The 15,810-nt window shown below is 60.6% G+C and carries 18 protein-coding genes; 14 read left to right on the forward strand and 4 right to left on the reverse strand.

Going from position 1 to position 15,810, the window contains the following annotated elements:
- Window positions 1–228 precede the first annotated feature (228 nt).
- Entirely contained in the window at window positions 229–531 is a 303-nt protein-coding gene (locus tag HX821_RS27990; protein WP_003211652.1) for a DUF2288 domain-containing protein, read from the reverse strand.
- Between the two features lie 340 nt (window positions 532–871).
- Between HX821_RS27990 and HX821_RS27995 the strand changes: the two genes are divergently transcribed.
- The 10 genes from HX821_RS27995 (at window position 872) to HX821_RS28040 (ending at window position 8,590) form a co-directional block, all read left to right on the forward strand.
- Complete coding sequence (locus tag HX821_RS27995) at window positions 872–1,999, forward strand: branched-chain amino acid ABC transporter substrate-binding protein (RefSeq protein ID WP_087693197.1); 1,128 nt, start codon at window positions 872–874, stop codon at window positions 1,997–1,999.
- Between the two features lie 45 nt (window positions 2,000–2,044).
- A complete protein-coding gene (locus HX821_RS28000; protein ID WP_003211657.1) occupies window positions 2,045–2,227 on the forward strand; it encodes a hypothetical protein in 183 nt (60 codons plus the stop codon).
- Entirely contained in the window at window positions 2,227–3,150 is a 924-nt protein-coding gene (livH, locus tag HX821_RS28005; protein ID WP_017137212.1) for a high-affinity branched-chain amino acid ABC transporter permease LivH, read from the forward strand. The genes HX821_RS28000 and livH overlap by 1 nt, the downstream gene beginning before the upstream one ends.
- Window positions 3,147–4,400 carry a high-affinity branched-chain amino acid ABC transporter permease LivM gene (locus HX821_RS28010; protein WP_003211661.1) on the forward strand — a complete coding sequence of 418 codons (1,254 nt, stop codon included), beginning with the start codon at window positions 3,147–3,149 and terminating at the stop codon, window positions 4,398–4,400. Before livH ends, HX821_RS28010 begins: the two co-directional genes overlap by 4 nt.
- Window positions 4,397–5,164 carry a high-affinity branched-chain amino acid ABC transporter ATP-binding protein LivG gene (gene livG, locus HX821_RS28015; protein ID WP_003211663.1) on the forward strand — a complete coding sequence of 256 codons (768 nt, stop codon included), beginning with the start codon at window positions 4,397–4,399 and terminating at the stop codon, window positions 5,162–5,164. Before HX821_RS28010 ends, livG begins: the two co-directional genes overlap by 4 nt.
- A gap of 1 nt (window position 5,165) precedes the next feature.
- Window positions 5,166–5,867 (forward strand): ABC transporter ATP-binding protein, encoded by a 702-nt coding sequence (locus tag HX821_RS28020; protein WP_003211664.1) that lies wholly within the window; start codon window positions 5,166–5,168, stop codon window positions 5,865–5,867.
- 260 nt (window positions 5,868–6,127) lie between these two features.
- Window positions 6,128–6,433 carry a DUF2282 domain-containing protein gene (locus HX821_RS28025; RefSeq protein ID WP_003211666.1) on the forward strand — a complete coding sequence of 102 codons (306 nt, stop codon included), beginning with the start codon at window positions 6,128–6,130 and terminating at the stop codon, window positions 6,431–6,433.
- A 26-nt stretch (window positions 6,434–6,459) separates the two neighbouring features.
- Entirely contained in the window at window positions 6,460–7,335 is an 876-nt protein-coding gene (locus HX821_RS28030) for a DUF692 domain-containing protein (RefSeq protein ID WP_177037020.1), read from the forward strand.
- Window positions 7,332–8,108, forward strand: a complete 777-nt coding sequence (locus HX821_RS28035) for a DUF2063 domain-containing protein (RefSeq protein ID WP_177037022.1) — start codon at window positions 7,332–7,334, stop codon at window positions 8,106–8,108. The genes HX821_RS28030 and HX821_RS28035 overlap by 4 nt, the downstream gene beginning before the upstream one ends.
- A complete protein-coding gene (locus tag HX821_RS28040) occupies window positions 8,105–8,590 on the forward strand; it encodes a DoxX family protein (protein ID WP_003211673.1) in 486 nt (161 codons plus the stop codon). Before HX821_RS28035 ends, HX821_RS28040 begins: the two co-directional genes overlap by 4 nt.
- Here the strand turns inward: HX821_RS28040 and HX821_RS28045 are convergent.
- The gene (locus HX821_RS28045) at window positions 8,587–9,495 is read right to left on the reverse strand and encodes a LysR family transcriptional regulator (RefSeq protein WP_003211675.1); all 909 of its coding nucleotides are present in this window, start codon (window positions 9,493–9,495) and stop codon (window positions 8,587–8,589) included. The two genes, HX821_RS28040 and HX821_RS28045, sit on opposite strands and share 4 nt — an antisense overlap.
- A gap of 104 nt (window positions 9,496–9,599) precedes the next feature.
- Here HX821_RS28045 and HX821_RS28050 point away from each other — a divergent pair, with 104 nt between their 5' ends.
- Window positions 9,600–10,199 carry a short chain dehydrogenase gene (locus HX821_RS28050; protein WP_003211677.1) on the forward strand — a complete coding sequence of 200 codons (600 nt, stop codon included), beginning with the start codon at window positions 9,600–9,602 and terminating at the stop codon, window positions 10,197–10,199.
- 16 nt (window positions 10,200–10,215) lie between these two features.
- Here the strand turns inward: HX821_RS28050 and HX821_RS28055 are convergent, their stop codons facing one another.
- The gene (locus HX821_RS28055; RefSeq protein ID WP_008432073.1) at window positions 10,216–10,611 is read right to left on the reverse strand and encodes a hypothetical protein; all 396 of its coding nucleotides are present in this window, start codon (window positions 10,609–10,611) and stop codon (window positions 10,216–10,218) included.
- A 136-nt stretch (window positions 10,612–10,747) separates the two neighbouring features.
- Between HX821_RS28055 and HX821_RS28060 the strand changes: the two genes are divergently transcribed.
- Window positions 10,748–11,419: a COG3650 family protein gene (locus tag HX821_RS28060; RefSeq protein WP_003211681.1), complete on the forward strand. Its 672-nt coding sequence runs from the start codon at window positions 10,748–10,750 to the stop codon at window positions 11,417–11,419.
- Window positions 11,420–11,526: 107 nt separating this feature from the next.
- Window positions 11,527–13,140, forward strand: a complete 1,614-nt coding sequence (locus HX821_RS28065) for an NAD(P)/FAD-dependent oxidoreductase (protein WP_102368251.1) — start codon at window positions 11,527–11,529, stop codon at window positions 13,138–13,140.
- Between the two features lie 135 nt (window positions 13,141–13,275).
- Here HX821_RS28065 and HX821_RS28070 read toward each other — a convergent pair whose 3' ends face one another.
- On the reverse strand, window positions 13,276–14,373 hold the full coding sequence (locus tag HX821_RS28070; protein ID WP_173406096.1) for a PLP-dependent cysteine synthase family protein: 1,098 nt from the start codon (window positions 14,371–14,373) through the stop codon (window positions 13,276–13,278).
- A gap of 213 nt (window positions 14,374–14,586) precedes the next feature.
- Here HX821_RS28070 and nhaA point away from each other — a divergent pair, with 213 nt between their 5' ends.
- Window positions 14,587–15,774 carry a Na+/H+ antiporter NhaA gene (nhaA, locus tag HX821_RS28075; protein WP_177037024.1) on the forward strand — a complete coding sequence of 396 codons (1,188 nt, stop codon included), beginning with the start codon at window positions 14,587–14,589 and terminating at the stop codon, window positions 15,772–15,774.
- Window positions 15,775–15,810 lie beyond the last annotated feature (36 nt).

The raw sequence follows: 15,810 nt of genomic DNA on the forward strand, positions 1-15,810 counted from the left end.
GCTGTAAGAGCGGAACCATAGGTGGCCGTTACCTAAATAACGGATATGTACACATACCCAGAAACAATTCCCCCCGCACTCCGCCGCTACCAAAACTGTTCCCATGACGCGCACGTAACCCCCGCCTGTGACCTTTCTCTACGGCAAGGTGCCATCACCGCAAATGCAGTTACCCGCCTACACACTTAAACTCGGAAAAATCACGCACCTTTTTCGCGCATGCATTTCCTACACTGCCCTTTCCTGGATCAGAATCCACGGCGAAACCACCACCGCCCACAAACTCGGGTCCCGCTCAACCAGGTCCAATGCCCGCGTCGCAGACACCTCGCCAAGACTCCCCGCAGCCAGCCAGGCAGCGACTTTCTCACGGTTGTCCTCAGCCATGCCCTCGGCGGCCTCGATCAAATCCAGCCCGGCGTCGACCCACAATAGGGCACCCTTGGCAAAGAACGGCTCAAGCTCCTTCCAGGAAATTTCGGCAGTTTCACCAAGCAGCTTGGCATAGAGGGTGCTAGGTTCTTGCGTCATGGGAGTTCACCTGAAGAAAAAATCGGCGCAATCATACCGTCGAGCCCCAGGCAGAAAAACCCAGTTGCAAATGAGGCACCGAACGAAAGTGTCAGGAAAGCCAAGGATTGCCCGAAACTCTGGCATCACCCCGCCGCAATTCTGTCTTTTTCTTTCATTTAAGCGACATACCCGGGTTTTGCCCCCAGCAGCCAGCTTTTCAAGCGATCAACCGGCGCTCTACACTGTACCGGTACAGTTGCCAGGCCGCTGCCGGGGGATATCCGAGATATCTGATCCGGTTCTGCAGCTCACAAGGCCGCTAGAACTATAAAAAATACAACAGTAAGAGTGGAGCACTATGAATAAGGCTACTAAGCAGATTTCCAAACTGTTTGCCGCTATGGTCCTGGCCGGGGTTGCCAGCCATTCGTTCGCAGCTGACACCATCAAGATCGGTATTGCCGGCCCTAAAACCGGCCCTGTGACCCAGTACGGCGACATGCAGTTCATGGGTGCCAAGCAGGCCATCGCCGACATCAACGCCAAGGGCGGCGTAGATGGCAAAATGCTCGAAGCCAAGGAATACGACGACGCTTGCGATCCAAAACAAGCCGTGGCCGTAGCCAACAAAGTGGTCAACGACGGCGTCAAGTTCGTGGTCGGTCACCTTTGCTCCAGCTCCACTCAGCCAGCATCCGACATCTACGAAGACGAAGGCGTGATCATGATCACCCCGGCTGCCACCAGCCCGGAAATCACGTCCCGTGGCTACAAGCTGGTCTTCCGTACCATCGGCCTGGACAGCGCCCAGGGCCCAGCCGCCGGTAACTACATCGCCGACCACGTGAAGCCGAAAGTCGTAGCCGTTATCCACGACAAACAGCAATACGGTGAAGGCATCGCCACTGCCGTTAAACAAACCCTCGAGAAGAAAGGCGTGAAAGTTGCTCTCTTCGAAGGCATCAACGCTGGCGACAAAGACTTCGGTTCGCTGATCCAGAAGCTCAAGCAAGCCAACGTCGACTTCGTCTACTACGGCGGCTACCACCCTGAGCTGGGCCTGATCCTGCGCCAAGCCAAGGAAAAAGGCGTGAACGCCAAGTTCATGGGCCCTGAAGGCGTCGGCAACGACTCCATCTCGCAAATCGCCCAGAACGCTTCCGAAGGCCTGCTGGTTACCCTGCCGAAATCCTTCGACACCGATCCTGCCAACAAGGCAATCGTTGAAGAGTTCACCAAGAACAAGCAGGACCCAACCGGTCCGTTCGTGTTCCCGGCCTACTCGGCAGTTGAAGTGATCGCCGGCGGTATCGCTGCCGCGAAGAGCGAAGACACCGCCAAGGTGGCAGCGGCCATCCACGCCGGTACCTTCAAGACCCCGACCGGCGACCTGAGCTTCGACGCCAAGGGCGACCTGAAGGACTTCAAGTTCGTGGTCTACGAATGGCACTTCGGCAAACCAAAAACCGAAGTTTCCCCTCAGTAAGCCAGGCGTTACTGGTCAACAAGCCCACTGTGCAAGCAGTGGGCTTTGTTTTACGAGGTTTATGGGCCTGTCACCCGCGATCCGGGCGCTGGCTCACCTGAAAATCTTAAAACCGTCACCAGCGGTTCGCTGGCAAACGCTTTGTGCAACCTGATCACAGAACAGGGCACCGAGCCGGAAATTGACTCCACCAGTGAAATGCGTATCGGGTTTTTAGGAGCGCTGTAATGCCTGAGATCTATCATTTTTTCCAAACGCTGGTTAACGGCATGACCGTTGGCAGCACCTATGCCTTGATAGCCATTGGCTACACAATGGTTTACGGCATCATTGGAATGATTAACTTCGCCCATGGCGAGGTGTACATGATTGGTTCCTACGTGGCCTTCATCGCCCTTGCCGGGCTGGCCATGCTGGGTATCCATTCCCTGCCGCTGTTGATGACCGCTGCATTCCTGGCGTCCATCGTCGTAACCAGTGCCTATGGCTACAGTATCGAACGCGTTGCGTACCGCCCCTTGCGTGGCAGCAACCGCTTGATCCCGCTGATCTCCGCGATCGGCATGTCGATTTTCCTGCAGAACACCGTATTGCTGTCCCAGGACTCCAAGGACAAATCCATTCCCAACCTGATCCCGGGGAGCTTCTCCTTCGGCCCAGGTGGCGCACAAGAAGTGCTGATTTCCTACATGCAGGTCCTGGTCTTCGTCGTCACCCTGGTGGCAATGCTCGGCCTGACCCTGTTCATCTCTCGCTCCCGTCTGGGGCGCGCCTGCCGGGCCTGCGCCGAAGACATCAAGATGGCCAACCTGTTGGGCATCAACACCAACAACATCATCGCCCTGACCTTCGTCATCGGTGCCGCACTGGCGGCTATCGCTGCCGTGTTGCTGAGCATGCAGTACGGCGTGATCAACCCCAACGCCGGTTTCCTGGTGGGCCTCAAGGCCTTCACCGCGGCGGTATTGGGCGGCATCGGCAGCATTCCGGGCGCGATGCTCGGCGGGCTGGTGCTGGGGGTGGCTGAAGCCTTTGGCGCCGACGTATTCGGTGACCAGTACAAGGACGTGGTGGCATTCGGTCTATTGGTTCTGGTGCTGTTGTTCCGGCCGACCGGCATTCTGGGCCGTCCGGAGGTTGAGAAAGTATGAGCAGATATCTTAAATCGGCGTTTTTCAGCGCCTTGCTGGTCTGGGCCGTGGCCTTCCCGGTACTCGGGCTCAAGTTGAGCATTGTCGGGATCAACCTCGAAGTGCATGGCACCGGTCCCGTGACGTTGACCATCATTGCCCTGTGCTCGGTGCTGATGTTCCTGCGCGTGCTGTTCACCCAACAGGTCGGGGCACTCCTCAAGTCCAACCGTGGCCCGTTGGTATCGCCCAAGGTCAGCCAGTTCCTGACCCTGCCGCGCACCCAGCGCTACATCATCATCGGCCTGATCGTGGCCGCGTTGATCTGGCCGTTCTTCGGCTCCCGTGGTGCGGTGGATATCGCGACGCTGATCCTGATCTACGTGTTGCTGGGCCTGGGCCTGAACATCGTGGTGGGTCTCGCCGGCCTGCTCGACCTGGGCTATGTGGGCTTCTATGCGGTGGGTGCCTACACCTACGCGCTGCTCTCGCATTACCTGGGCTGGGGCTTCTGGATCTGCCTGCCACTGGCCGGCATGGCGGCGGCCACATTTGGCTTCCTGCTGGGCTTCCCGGTACTGCGCTTGCGCGGTGACTACCTGGCGATCGTGACCCTGGGCTTCGGTGAAATCATCCGTCTGTTCCTGCGTAACCTCACCGATATCACCGGCGGCCCCAACGGCATCAGCAGCATTCCCAAGCCGACGTTCTTCGGGCTGACGTTCGACCGCACCGCGGCCGAAGGCATGCAGACGTTCCACGAGTACTTCGGGATCGACTACAACCCGGTGAGCAAAGTGGTGTTCCTGTACCTGGTGGCCCTGCTGCTGGCACTGGCGGCGCTGTTCGTGATCAACCGCCTGCTGCGCATGCCGATCGGCCGTGCGTGGGAAGCGCTGCGCGAAGATGAAATCGCCTGCCGTGCACTAGGCATGAACCCGACCGTCATCAAGCTTTCGGCATTCACCCTCGGGGCAACCTTCGCCGGTTTTGCCGGCAGCTTCTTCGCCGCTCGCCAAGGTTTGGTGACGCCGGAGTCGTTCACCTTCATCGAGTCGGCAATCATCCTCGCCATCGTGGTACTGGGCGGCATGGGCTCGCAGCTGGGCGTGATCCTCGCGGCGATCGTGATGATCCTGCTGCCGGAAATGATGCGTGAATTCAGCGAATACCGCATGTTGATGTTCGGCGCCATGATGGTGCTGATGATGATCTGGCGACCTCAAGGCCTGCTGCCCATGCAACGTCCCCACATGGAGCTGCGCAAATGAGCCGCGAGATCCTGAAAGTCGAAAACTTGAGCATGCGCTTCGGCGGTTTGCTGGCGGTCAACGGCGTGGCCCTGACCGTGCAAGAGAAACAAGTCGTGGCCCTGATCGGCCCCAACGGCGCCGGCAAGACTACGGTGTTCAACTGCCTGACCGGCTTCTACAAGCCGGCTGGCGGCACCATCCTGCTGGACGGCCAGCCGATCCAGGGCCTGGCCGGCCACGAGATCGCCCGCAAGGGCGTGGTGCGGACCTTCCAGAACGTGCGGTTGTTCAAGGACATGACGGCGGTCGAGAACCTGTTGATCGCCCAGCATCGCCACCTGAACACCAACTTCTTTGCCGGCCTGTTCAAGACGCCGTCGTTCCGCAAGAGCGAGCGCGAGGCCATGGAATATGCCGCGTACTGGCTGGACAAGGTCAACCTCACCGAGTTTGCCAACCGTCCTGCCGGCACCCTGGCCTACGGTCAGCAACGGCGCCTGGAAATCGCCCGCTGCATGATGACCCGCCCGCGGATCCTCATGCTCGACGAACCGGCCGCCGGCTTGAACCCGAAGGAAACAGAAGACCTCAAGGCGCTGATCAGTGTGCTGCGTGAAGAAAACAACGCCACCGTGCTGCTGATCGAACACGACATGAAACTGGTCATGAGCATTTCCGACCATATCGTCGTGATCAACCAGGGCACGCCACTGGCCGACGGTACGCCGGAGCAGATCCGCGACAACCCGGAAGTGATCAAAGCCTATTTGGGGGAAGCGTAAAATGCTGCAATTCGAAAACGTTTCCACTTTCTACGGCAAGATCCAGGCGCTGCACAGCGTCAACGTGGAAGTGCGCCAGGGCGAAATCGTTACCCTGATCGGCGCCAACGGTGCCGGTAAATCCACGCTGCTGATGACCCTGTGCGGTTCGCCCCAGGCTCACAGCGGCAGCATCCGCTACATGGGTGAGGAGCTGGTGGGCCAGGCCTCCTCCGAGATCATGCGCAAGAGCATTGCCGTGGTTCCGGAGGGCCGCCGGGTATTTGCCCGCCTGACCGTGGAAGAGAACCTCGCCATGGGCGGGTTCTTCACCGACAAGGGCGATTACCAGGAGCAGATGGACAAGGTGCTGCACCTGTTCCCGCGGCTCAAGGAACGCTTCAGCCAGCGCGGCGGCACCATGTCCGGCGGCGAACAGCAAATGCTCGCCATCGGCCGCGCGCTGATGAGCAAGCCCAAGCTGTTGTTGCTGGACGAACCGTCCCTGGGGTTGGCGCCGATCATCATCCAGCAGATCTTCGACATCATCGAACAGCTGCGCAAGGACGGTGTGACAGTGTTCCTGGTGGAGCAGAACGCCAACCAGGCGCTGAAGATTGCCGACCGCGCCTACGTGCTGGAAAACGGCCGCGTGGTGATGCAGGGCAGCGGCGAACAACTGCTGACCGATCCGAAAGTACGTGAGGCTTATTTGGGCGGTTGATGCCCATCTGGTCAATGTATGAGCGGGCTTTTGTGGGAGCGGGCTTGCTCGCGAAGGCAGTGGGTCAGTCACCCAACAAGTTGGCTGATCCACCGCCTTCGCGAGCAAGCCCGCTCCCACATTTGTTTGGTGTGAACCAAAGACTTTGGCGAAACCTGAAATTATTTTCCCCGGCTTTGTAACGAATCCCTTCCCCCTTTCTCTAGTGGTGTAAGCAGGCGAACATGCTTGCCAACTCAACCCACTGCTGGAGATACACCATGACTACCAAAACCCGCTCGCTGTCCGCCGCCACCCTCGTCCTGGCCCTGGGTTCGGCCCTGAGCCTGTCCGCCCTGACCACCACCGCCCACGCCGCCGATGACATGCAGAAATGCTTCGGTGTAGCCGAAGCCGGCAAGAACGATTGCGCCGCAGGCGCGGGCACTTCCTGCGCGGGCACCTCGAAGGTCAAGGATCAGGCCAACGCCTGGAAACTGGTCCCGGCCGGTACCTGCCTGAAAACCCCAAGCACCACCTCGCCAACCGGCTTCGGCCAGGAAGCTGCCTTCACCGCCAAGTCCTGAAACCCTGCACAGCCTGAGTACTGACGATGACGCTCTCATTCACCCACTCCATCTCCCAGGCTCAGGCGCCCGGCCTCCCCCGTCGGGCCGGGCTGGGGCTCAAGAACGAGCACTTCAGTGAAGTGCTCGAGACGTCCCCCGATATCGGTTTTTTTGAAGTCCACGCCGAAAACTACATGGTGGCCGGCGGGCCTTTCCATCACTACCTGGGCTTGATCCGCGAACAGTACCCGCTGTCGCTGCACGGTGTAGGCCTGTCCATTGGCGGCGAAGGTCCGCTGAACGACGAGCACCTGGCGCGCTTGGCCACGCTGATCGAACGCTATCAACCCCACTCCTTTTCCGAACACCTGGCCTGGTCCAGCCACGGCCCGGTGTTTCTCAATGATTTGCTGCCGCTGGCGTATGACGATGAAACCCTGAAGCGGGTGTGCGAACACATCGACCAGGTACAAACCCGCCTGCAGCGGACCATGCTGCTGGAGAACCCGTCGACCTATCTGCAATTCCAGTGCTCCACCCTGGAAGAGACCGACTTCATCAGCGAAGCGATTCGCCGCACCGGCTGCGGGCTGCTGCTGGACGTGAACAATGTGTATGTGTCGTGCATCAACCATCAGCAAGACCCGCTGAAGTACATCGAGGCCTTGCCGTTGCACGCCGTGGGCGAGATTCACCTGGCAGGGTTTGCCGAAGACACCGACATCCTCGGCGACCGTTTGCTGATTGACGATCACGGCGCCCCCATCGACAACGCGGTATGGCAGCTCTACCAGCACGTGCTCAGCCGCACCGGGCCGGTCGCCACGCTTATCGAGCGCGACAACCAGGTGCCGGCGTTCAGCGTGCTGCACGCTGAAGCACGCGAGGCCGACCGGTTTCTGCTGGAGGTGCGTGCATGAGCCGCCAGGACGTCTTTAGCCGCGCCCTGCTGTCCCCCGAGGAAAACTGCCCGCAAGGCTTGTTCAGCTGCAACGGCGCCGATCCGGCCAGTCGTTTTGCGGTGTATCGCAACAATGTCCATAGCTCGCTGATCAACGCGCTGGCCGCCGGCTACCCGGTCACCCTGCAACTGGTGGGCGATGAGTTTTTTCGGGCGATGGCCGGTGTGTATGTCCAGGGTTTCCCGCCGACAAGCCCTCTGATCAATGAGTACGGCAGCGACCTGGCGGACTTTATCCAGGGCTTCGCGCCCGCCGCCAGCGTGCCTTACCTGGCTGATGTGGCGCGCCTGGAGCGATTGCGGGTGAGGGCCTACCACGCGGCAGACGCACAGCCACTGGATCAACAGGAGGTCATCGCCACCCTGCAACAACAGTCGGACCTGGGCGAACTGCGCCTGCAACTGCATCCATCCCTGGCCACCCTGAACTCGGCCTACGCCGTGGTGGCTTTATGGGCGGCGCATCAGACCGGCGAATCCCTCGCCACCCTCGACCCCTTCCATGCCCAAAGCGCGCTGGTGCTACGCAATGGCCTGCACGTGCAGGTATTTCACATCGACAGCGGCTCAGCGACGTTTATCAACAGCCTGAACAACGGTTGGCCATTGGAAATGGCCTTGGCCTACGCCCTCGATGCGGCCGCCGAATTTGACCTGCACCAATGCCTGGCCCTGCTGATCGGTCACGGCGCCATCACCCACTTGCACACAGAACCCAAGGTATCGCCATGAACACCACCGCTCCCGGGCTGATCCAACGGATCATCCAGTGCTTCGAGAAAATCCCCTACAGCCTGATCGCCTTTGTCGCACGCTTCTCTATCGCGGCGGTGTTCTGGAAATCCGGCCAGACCAAAGTGGAAGGCCTCGCCGTGGACCTGATCGGCGGGACCTTCCAGCTGGGCTGGCCGCACTTGGCGCCGTCCACCCTGCCGCTGTTTCGCAGCGAATACCACGTGCCGCTGCTGTCTGCGGAAGTGGCGGCGCACATGGCTGCGTTCGCCGAGCATTTCTTCCCGGTGCTGATCCTCGTGGGGTTTGCCACGCGATTCTCGGCGCTGGCGCTGCTGGGCATGACCCTGACCATCCAGCTTTTCGTCTACCCGGACGCCTACCCGACCCACGGCACCTGGATCGCATTGCTGCTGCTGTTGATGGCCAAGGGGCCGGGCAGCTTCTCGATTGATCACCTGATTGCGCGACGCTACCGCTAAAGGCGATCGAGGGCTTCGCCGCTGCGCTTGAACCAGCCCACCAGATAATCTGCGAGTACCTGGGTGCGGCGCGGCAGGCCGCCCTGATACGGATGGACCAGGTACATCGGCATGCTGCGGGTCTGATAATCCCGCAGGAGCCAGCGCAGGCGACCGTCAGCCAATTCCGCGTGCAGCACGTAGGACGGCAAGCGCGCGATGCCCGCCCCCACCAGTGCAGCCTTCTTCAACAAGTTGTAATGGTTGGAGGCAAAGGTCCCGGATACCCGAACCCGCAGCAGCTCATGCTGCTGGTGATACAGCCACTCTTCACGACCACTGTAGTGGCTGTTCAGCAAGCAGTTGTGGCCCACCAGTTCCGCCGGCGTCAGCGGCTCGCCGTGCTGTTCCAGGTAAGCCGGGCTGGCGCAGGTCATCTCGTGCCAGGCGAGCAACGGCTTGGCGACCAGACGCTCGTCGTTGGCGACCTCCGAACGTACCGCCAGGTCGAAGCCATCCCGCGCCAGGTCCCGGTACTGGTTGTTGAGTTCCAACTCGATCTGCACCTGTGGGTACTCCCGGGAAAACTCCAGCAACAGACCGTCGAAGAAGGTTTCGCCCAGGGACACCGGAACCGTCATACGCACCGGACCGACGAGATCATCCTTGAGCCTGGCCAATGCCTGACGTGCCCGCTCCACTTGGACCACCAACGCCTGGGCTTGCGGCAACAGCGCCGCACCCGCCGCCGTCAGGCTCAGGCGGCGGGTGGTGCGATGCAACAACACCACCGAAAACTGCGCTTCCAACTGGCTGATGCGCTTGGACAGTTGCCCTTTGCTGCAGCCCAGTTGCTGGGCCGCCAAGGTAAAGCTGCCGGCTTCGATCAACACGGCAAACGCGGCGAGGTCATCCATTTCGCTCATGGATTGTTTCCAATTGAAAACCAAAGGTTGCCTATTAGTGCACTTATCCGCGCAAAAAATCACTCTAGACTGAAACCTCACCTACACATCTGGAGGAAGGCACGATGAAAATCCTGTTGATTGGCGCAAGCGGTACCGTGGGTTCGGCGGTGAAGGCAGAACTGTCCCAACGGCATGAAGTGATCAGCATCGGTCGCAAAAGTGGCGACTTCCAGGTCGATATCAGCGACAGCGCCTCGATCCGCAAACTGTTCGAACAGACCGGCAAATTCGACGCACTGATCTGCGCCGCCGGCAGCGTCAACTTCGTGCCCCTGGGCGACATGAGCGAAACCGATTTTGACCTGGGCCTGCAAGACAAGCTGATGGGCCAGGTCAACCTGCTGCTGATTGGCCGCGAGTTCGCCAATGACGGCGCGTCGTTCACCTTCACCAGCGGCATTCTCAACCGCGATCCGATTCGCACCGGTGCTTCGGCTGCCCTGGTCAACGGCGCGCTGGATGCATTCGTGAAAGCCGCTGCGATCGAACTGCCCCGCGGCCTGCGCATCAACTCGGTCAGCCCTACCGTCCTGCTGGAAGCCATGGGCAGCTACGCGCCGTACTTCCGTGGGTACAAACCGGCTCCGGGTGCAGAAGTGGCGTTGGCCTACGCGAAAAGCGTGGAAGGCTTGCAGACCGGGCAGACGTTTATCGTTGGTTGACCAGCCTGAAAAGCCGTCACCGTTGAACCCAGGGCATCCATTTACGGAGCATGTCCTGGGGGACGGAAAACTGTATTTCTCGTGTGTTCAGCACACCCATGACAGTGGCGCCATCACTCACGTTGTAGCCGTCTACGTATGTCGAAACCTGCTTGTTGTAAGCCAGTAAAGTAATTGCAGCCGTGCGGGCCCTGGCCTCCGGGCTCAGCGTGACATTGACCGAAATAAAGTCCGGGCTACTGTCAGGCGTCCTCTTCACGGTGATCGAGATCTCGGTAAAGTCAGTGGCAGAGGAGTACTCCAGCCGCGCCGGTTCACTGCCCAGTGCAGAACCCGTCACCAGTAACAGCCCCCACAGATTCCATCGAATAGTCATCGCGGCTTTCCGAATAAAAGAGAAAGACGTTCCCATGACCGTTCACATCCCTCTATAGGAAAAGTCCCAGCAGGGATGATCGCCCCCGGCACACCTTATTCAACCTGTGTCCCGGGCTTGTGATGCACCGCCAGCCTGCGTAACGTGGCGGCACTTATCAGGAGACCCGATGATGCGTGCCGCCCGTACCCTAGCCTTGTTTGCCCTGCTGCCCCTGTTCGCCGCCTGCCAGATGTTCGATAACGAGCCGGCCAAGCCCTCTCTCGCCGGGATGACCCGCATGCAGGGCGAGTTGACGGCCCAGGGTGACAAACTGCTGTTCCAGCCCTGCAACGACAAACGCAACTACGTGGTCAACGACACCGGTGGCACCAGCATCCTGCAGGAGGCCGCCTCCCTGGCCGGCCAGCAAGGCGCACTGTTTGCCGACCTGCGTGGCAAGTTCTCCGGCGTCGCCAGCGGCACCCAGGGCACGGTGGACCTGCAACAGGTGTACCGCGTCGAGCGCTCGACCTCGGCCTGTGATGACCCGGACTTCAAGCGCATGATCCTGCGGGCCAACGGCCACAAACCGGCCTGGGCGATGAACGTCACCGCCAAGGGCATGGTGCTGGAGCGTGAAGGCCAGCCACCATTGGCCGTGCCGTATGTGGAAGAGCAATCGGGCGACGGACGGTTCAACCTGATGACCGAAGCGAATAACCAGCACATCGAACTGTGGGTGGCCCCGCAACGCTGTGTCGACAGCGCCAGCGGCAGCCTGCAGCACATGTCCGCCGAGCTTCGGGTCAACGGCCAGGTGCAACGCGGTTGCGCGTCGTTCGGCGGTTCGCGAGACGACTGATTGCGCCCTGCGCTGTTTTAGCATGACGGGAAACCGCTGTTGGGGCTTATAATCGCCGGTTTGCAAAACAGCCGGCCTCTTTGCCCGCCGCCTACCGGATTCCTGTCATGTTACGAATCACCGAACTCAAGCTGCCCATCGACCATCCCGAAGAAGACCTGCGGCCTGCCATTGTGCAACGCCTGGGCATCGCCAGTGATGACCTGCTCGATTTCACCCTGTTCAAACGCAGCTACGACGCCCGCAAGAAATCGTCGGAGCTGTGCTTCATCTACACCATCGACCTGGAAGTCAAAGGCGAGGCGGCCCTGCTGCTCAAGTTCGCCGACGACCGCAACGTCAACCCGGCGCCGGACATCAGCTACAAGGTCGTGGGCCATGCGCCGGAAGGCCTGACCGAGCGGCCGATCGTCGTCGGTTTTGGCCCGTGCGGGATCTTCGCCGGGCTGTTGCTGGCACAGATGGGTTTCAAGCCGATCATCCTCGAGCGCGGCCGCGAAGTGCGCCAGCGCACCAAGGACACCTGGGGCCTTTGGCGCAAGAATGTGCTGAACCCGGAATCCAACGTGCAGTTCGGTGAAGGCGGCGCCGGGACCTTCTCCGACGGCAAGCTCTACAGCCAGATCAAGGACCCGAAATTCCACGGTCGCAAGGTGCTGCACGAGTTCGTCAAGGCCGGTGCGCCAGATGAAATCCTCTACGTCAGCAAGCCGCACATCGGTACGTTTCGCCTGACCGGCGTCGTGGAAAACATGCGCCAGCAGATCATCGCCCTGGGCGGTGAAGTGCGCTTCGAGCAGCGGGTCACCGACGTGCTGATCGAAGACGGCCAGTTGAATGGCGTGGTGGTGGATGGCGGCGAGCAGATCCTGTCCAAACACGTAATCCTGGCCCTCGGCCACAGCGCCCGCGATACCTTCCGCATGCTGCATGGCCGTGGCGTGTACATGGAAGCCAAGCCGTTCTCGGTGGGTTTCCGTATCGAACACCCGCAGTCGCTGATCGACGCAGCACGCCTGGGCAAGTACGCCGGCCACCCGAAACTCGGGGCCGCCGATTACAAACTGGTGCACCACGCCAAGAACGGCCGTTCGGTGTACAGCTTCTGCATGTGCCCGGGCGGTACCGTGGTCGCGGCGACATCAGAGCCGAACCGCGTAGTAACCAACGGCATGAGCCAGTACTCCCGTAACGAACGCAACGCCAACTCCGGGATCGTGGTGGGCATCACCCCGGAAGTGGATTACCCGGGCGGCCCGCTGGCCGGGATCGAGTTGCAGGAACGCCTGGAATCCCACGCGTTCATCCTCGGCGGCAGCAACTACGAAGCACCGGCGCAGCTGGTGGGTGATTTCATCGCCGGCAAGCCGTCCACCGCCATCGGTACCGTGGAGCCATCCTACAAGCCCGGCGTAGCCCTGGGTGACCTGGCGCTGGCGTTGCCGGAGTTTGCCATCGAAGCCATCCGCGAAGCGTTGCCGGCGTTCGAGAAGCAGATCAAGGGCTACTCGCTGCACGACGCGGTCCTGACCGGGATCGAGACCCGCACTTCTTCGCCGCTGCGGATTACCCGTAACGAGTCGATGCAGAGCCTGAACGTGAAAGGCCTGTTCCCGGCGGGCGAAGGTGCCGGTTATGCCGGTGGGATTTTGTCGGCGGGTGTCGACGGGATTCGGATTGCCGAGGCGCTGGCGCGGGATATGTTGGGCCTGGAGGCTTAACCACTGCGCTGAAAACGCAGCAGATCAAATGTGGGAGCGGGCTTGCTCGCGAATGCGGTGGATCAGCCGAATCATGTATTGGCTGACACTCCGCATTCGCGAGCAAGCCCGCTCCCACATTGATAATGCGGTGTTTTAGATATTGGCGCGCAGGATGCTTTCCGGCAACGGTTGCCCCCGCTCGACACTCGCCGCAACGGCCGCAATCAAACCCTCCAACTCATACCCCTGCCCTGCAAGCCAGGCCTGATCGTAATAGGTCGTGGCATAGCGCTCACCGCCGTCGCACAAGATCGCCACGATCGAGCCCGACTCCCCTGCCGCCTTCATCTGCTGCGCCGCGATCAATGCACCGATCAGGTTGGTGCCACTTGAGCCGCCTACTCGCCGCCCCAAGCGCTGCGCCAGGTAATGCATGGCCGCCAGGGACAGCGCATCCGGCACCTTGACCATCGCATCAATCACTTTCGGCAGGAACGACGCCTCAACCCGTGGCCGGCCAATGCCTTCGATGCGCGAGCCACAGTCCAGGCGCAGGCTGGCGTCGCCGCTCAGGTAGTAGTCGAAAAACACCGAACGCTCCGCGTCCGCGCACAACACTCGGGTGCAGTGCTGGCGATAACGCACATAACGCCCCAACGTCGCCGTGGTGCCACCCGTGCCGGGGCTGGAAATCAGCCAACTCGGCTCCGGATAACGCTCAAAGCGCAGTTGCTGGAAGATCGATTCAGCGATGTTGTTGTTCGCGCGCCAGTCAGTGGCACGTTCGGCATAGGTGAACTGGTCCATGAAATGGCCACCGCTTTCCTGCGCCAGGCGCTCGGATTCGGCGTAGATCTGCGTCGGATCCTGCACCAGATGGCTCTTGCCCCCGTAGAACGCGATCTGCGCAATCTTTTCCTGGGAAGTGGTGGCCGGCATCACCGCAATAAACGGCAAGCCCAACAGCCTGGCGAAGTACGCCTCGGAAATCGCCGTGGAACCGCTGGAGGCTTCGATCACCGGTGCACCGGGCTTGAGCCAGCCGTTGCACAACGCATAGAGGAACAACGAACGCGCCAACCGATGTTTCAGGCTGCCGGTGGGATGGCTGGACTCATCCTTGAAATACAACTCGATACCCGGCAAACCCTGCATTGGCAAGGGGATCAGGTGGGTGTCGGCGCTGCGCTGGAAGTCCGCTTCAATAATGCGAATGGCTTCGCGGGCCCATTGGCGGTTGTCGCTCATGATCGGTTTCTCTAAGGATTTCAGACCTGATCTTAGGATGTTTCCTACACTCCACACAGATACAGTCATGACTCAATTGGACACACAATTTTCGGGGTCTGGCGCGCAAGTGATCAGACCGATTCCTTATAACAAATAAGAATATAACTTTTGTTTTAACAACTAACGGTACGGGTTAGGGTACCCACCTATTGAACTTTGATTGGAGAGCATCCCTTGCCTCTGCGTAGCACTTTCACCCGTTTCTTCCAGCTGGAAGCCGCCAGCGGTCTGCTCCTGATCGCTGCTGCCGCTTTGGCGCTGATCATCAACAACTCACCGCTGTCGCACCTCTACGCGAGTTTTCTCGACGTGCCGGTGGTCGCACAAATCGGCGCCCTGAAAATCGCCAAGCCGGCGCTGCTGTGGATCAACGACGGCCTGATGGCCCTGTTCTTCCTGCTGATCGGCCTTGAGGTCAAACGCGAGTTGCTCGACGGCCAACTGTCCAAGCCTTCGCAAGTGGTACTGCCGGGAGCGGCAGCCATCGGCGGCATGGTCGTGCCCGCGCTGATCTATTGGGCGCTGAACAAGGACAACCCGGCCGCCCTGGGTGGCTGGGCAATCCCCATGGCCACCGACATTGCCTTCGCCCTGGGCGTATTGGCCCTGCTGGGCAAGCGCGTGCCGGTTTCGCTGAAGTTGTTTCTGATGACCCTGGCCATCATCGACGACCTTGGCGCGATCATCGTCATTGCACTCTTCTACTCCGCCGACCTGTCCGGCGCCTCGTTGGCCGGTGCAGCAGCGTGCCTGATCGCCTTGATTGCGATGAACCGGCTGGGTGTCGTCAAGCTGGGGCCCTACATGATTGTCGGGCTGATCCTGTGGGTCTGCGTGCTCAAGAGTGGCGTGCACGCCACCCTGGCGGGCGTGACATTGGCCTTCTGCATCCCGCTGCGCACCAAAAACGCCGAGCCATCGCCGCTGCTGACCCTGGAACACGCCCTGCATCCTTGGGTGGCTTACGCGATCCTGCCGCTGTTTGCCTTTGCGAATGCCGGCGTCTCGCTGGCTGGCGTCAACCTGGAAAGCTTCACCCACCACGTGCCAATGGGCATCGCCGCCGGCCTGCTGCTGGGCAAGACCGTTGGCGTACTGGGTTTCACCTGGGTCATGGTAAAAACCGGCCTTGCCGCACTGCCCGCCGGCGCCAACTGGGGCCAGGTGCTCGGCGTGGCGGTCCTGTGCGGCATCGGCTTCACCATGAGCCTGTTTGTCGGCTCCCTGGCGTTTGTGCCGGGCAGCAGTGAATACGCGGGTATGGACCGGATGGGCATCCTGACCGGGTCGATACTGGCGGCGCTGATCGGGTATGCAGTGACGGCGATGGCCAGTCGCAAGCAGGCGCTCGTTCAGGCGTAACCGCTTTTGGAGCCGGCTCGCCGGCTCCAACCTCCT

This window comes from Pseudomonas sp. B6001 (assembly GCF_013386015.1).
Taxonomy (GTDB): Bacteria; Pseudomonadota; Gammaproteobacteria; order Pseudomonadales; family Pseudomonadaceae; genus Aquipseudomonas.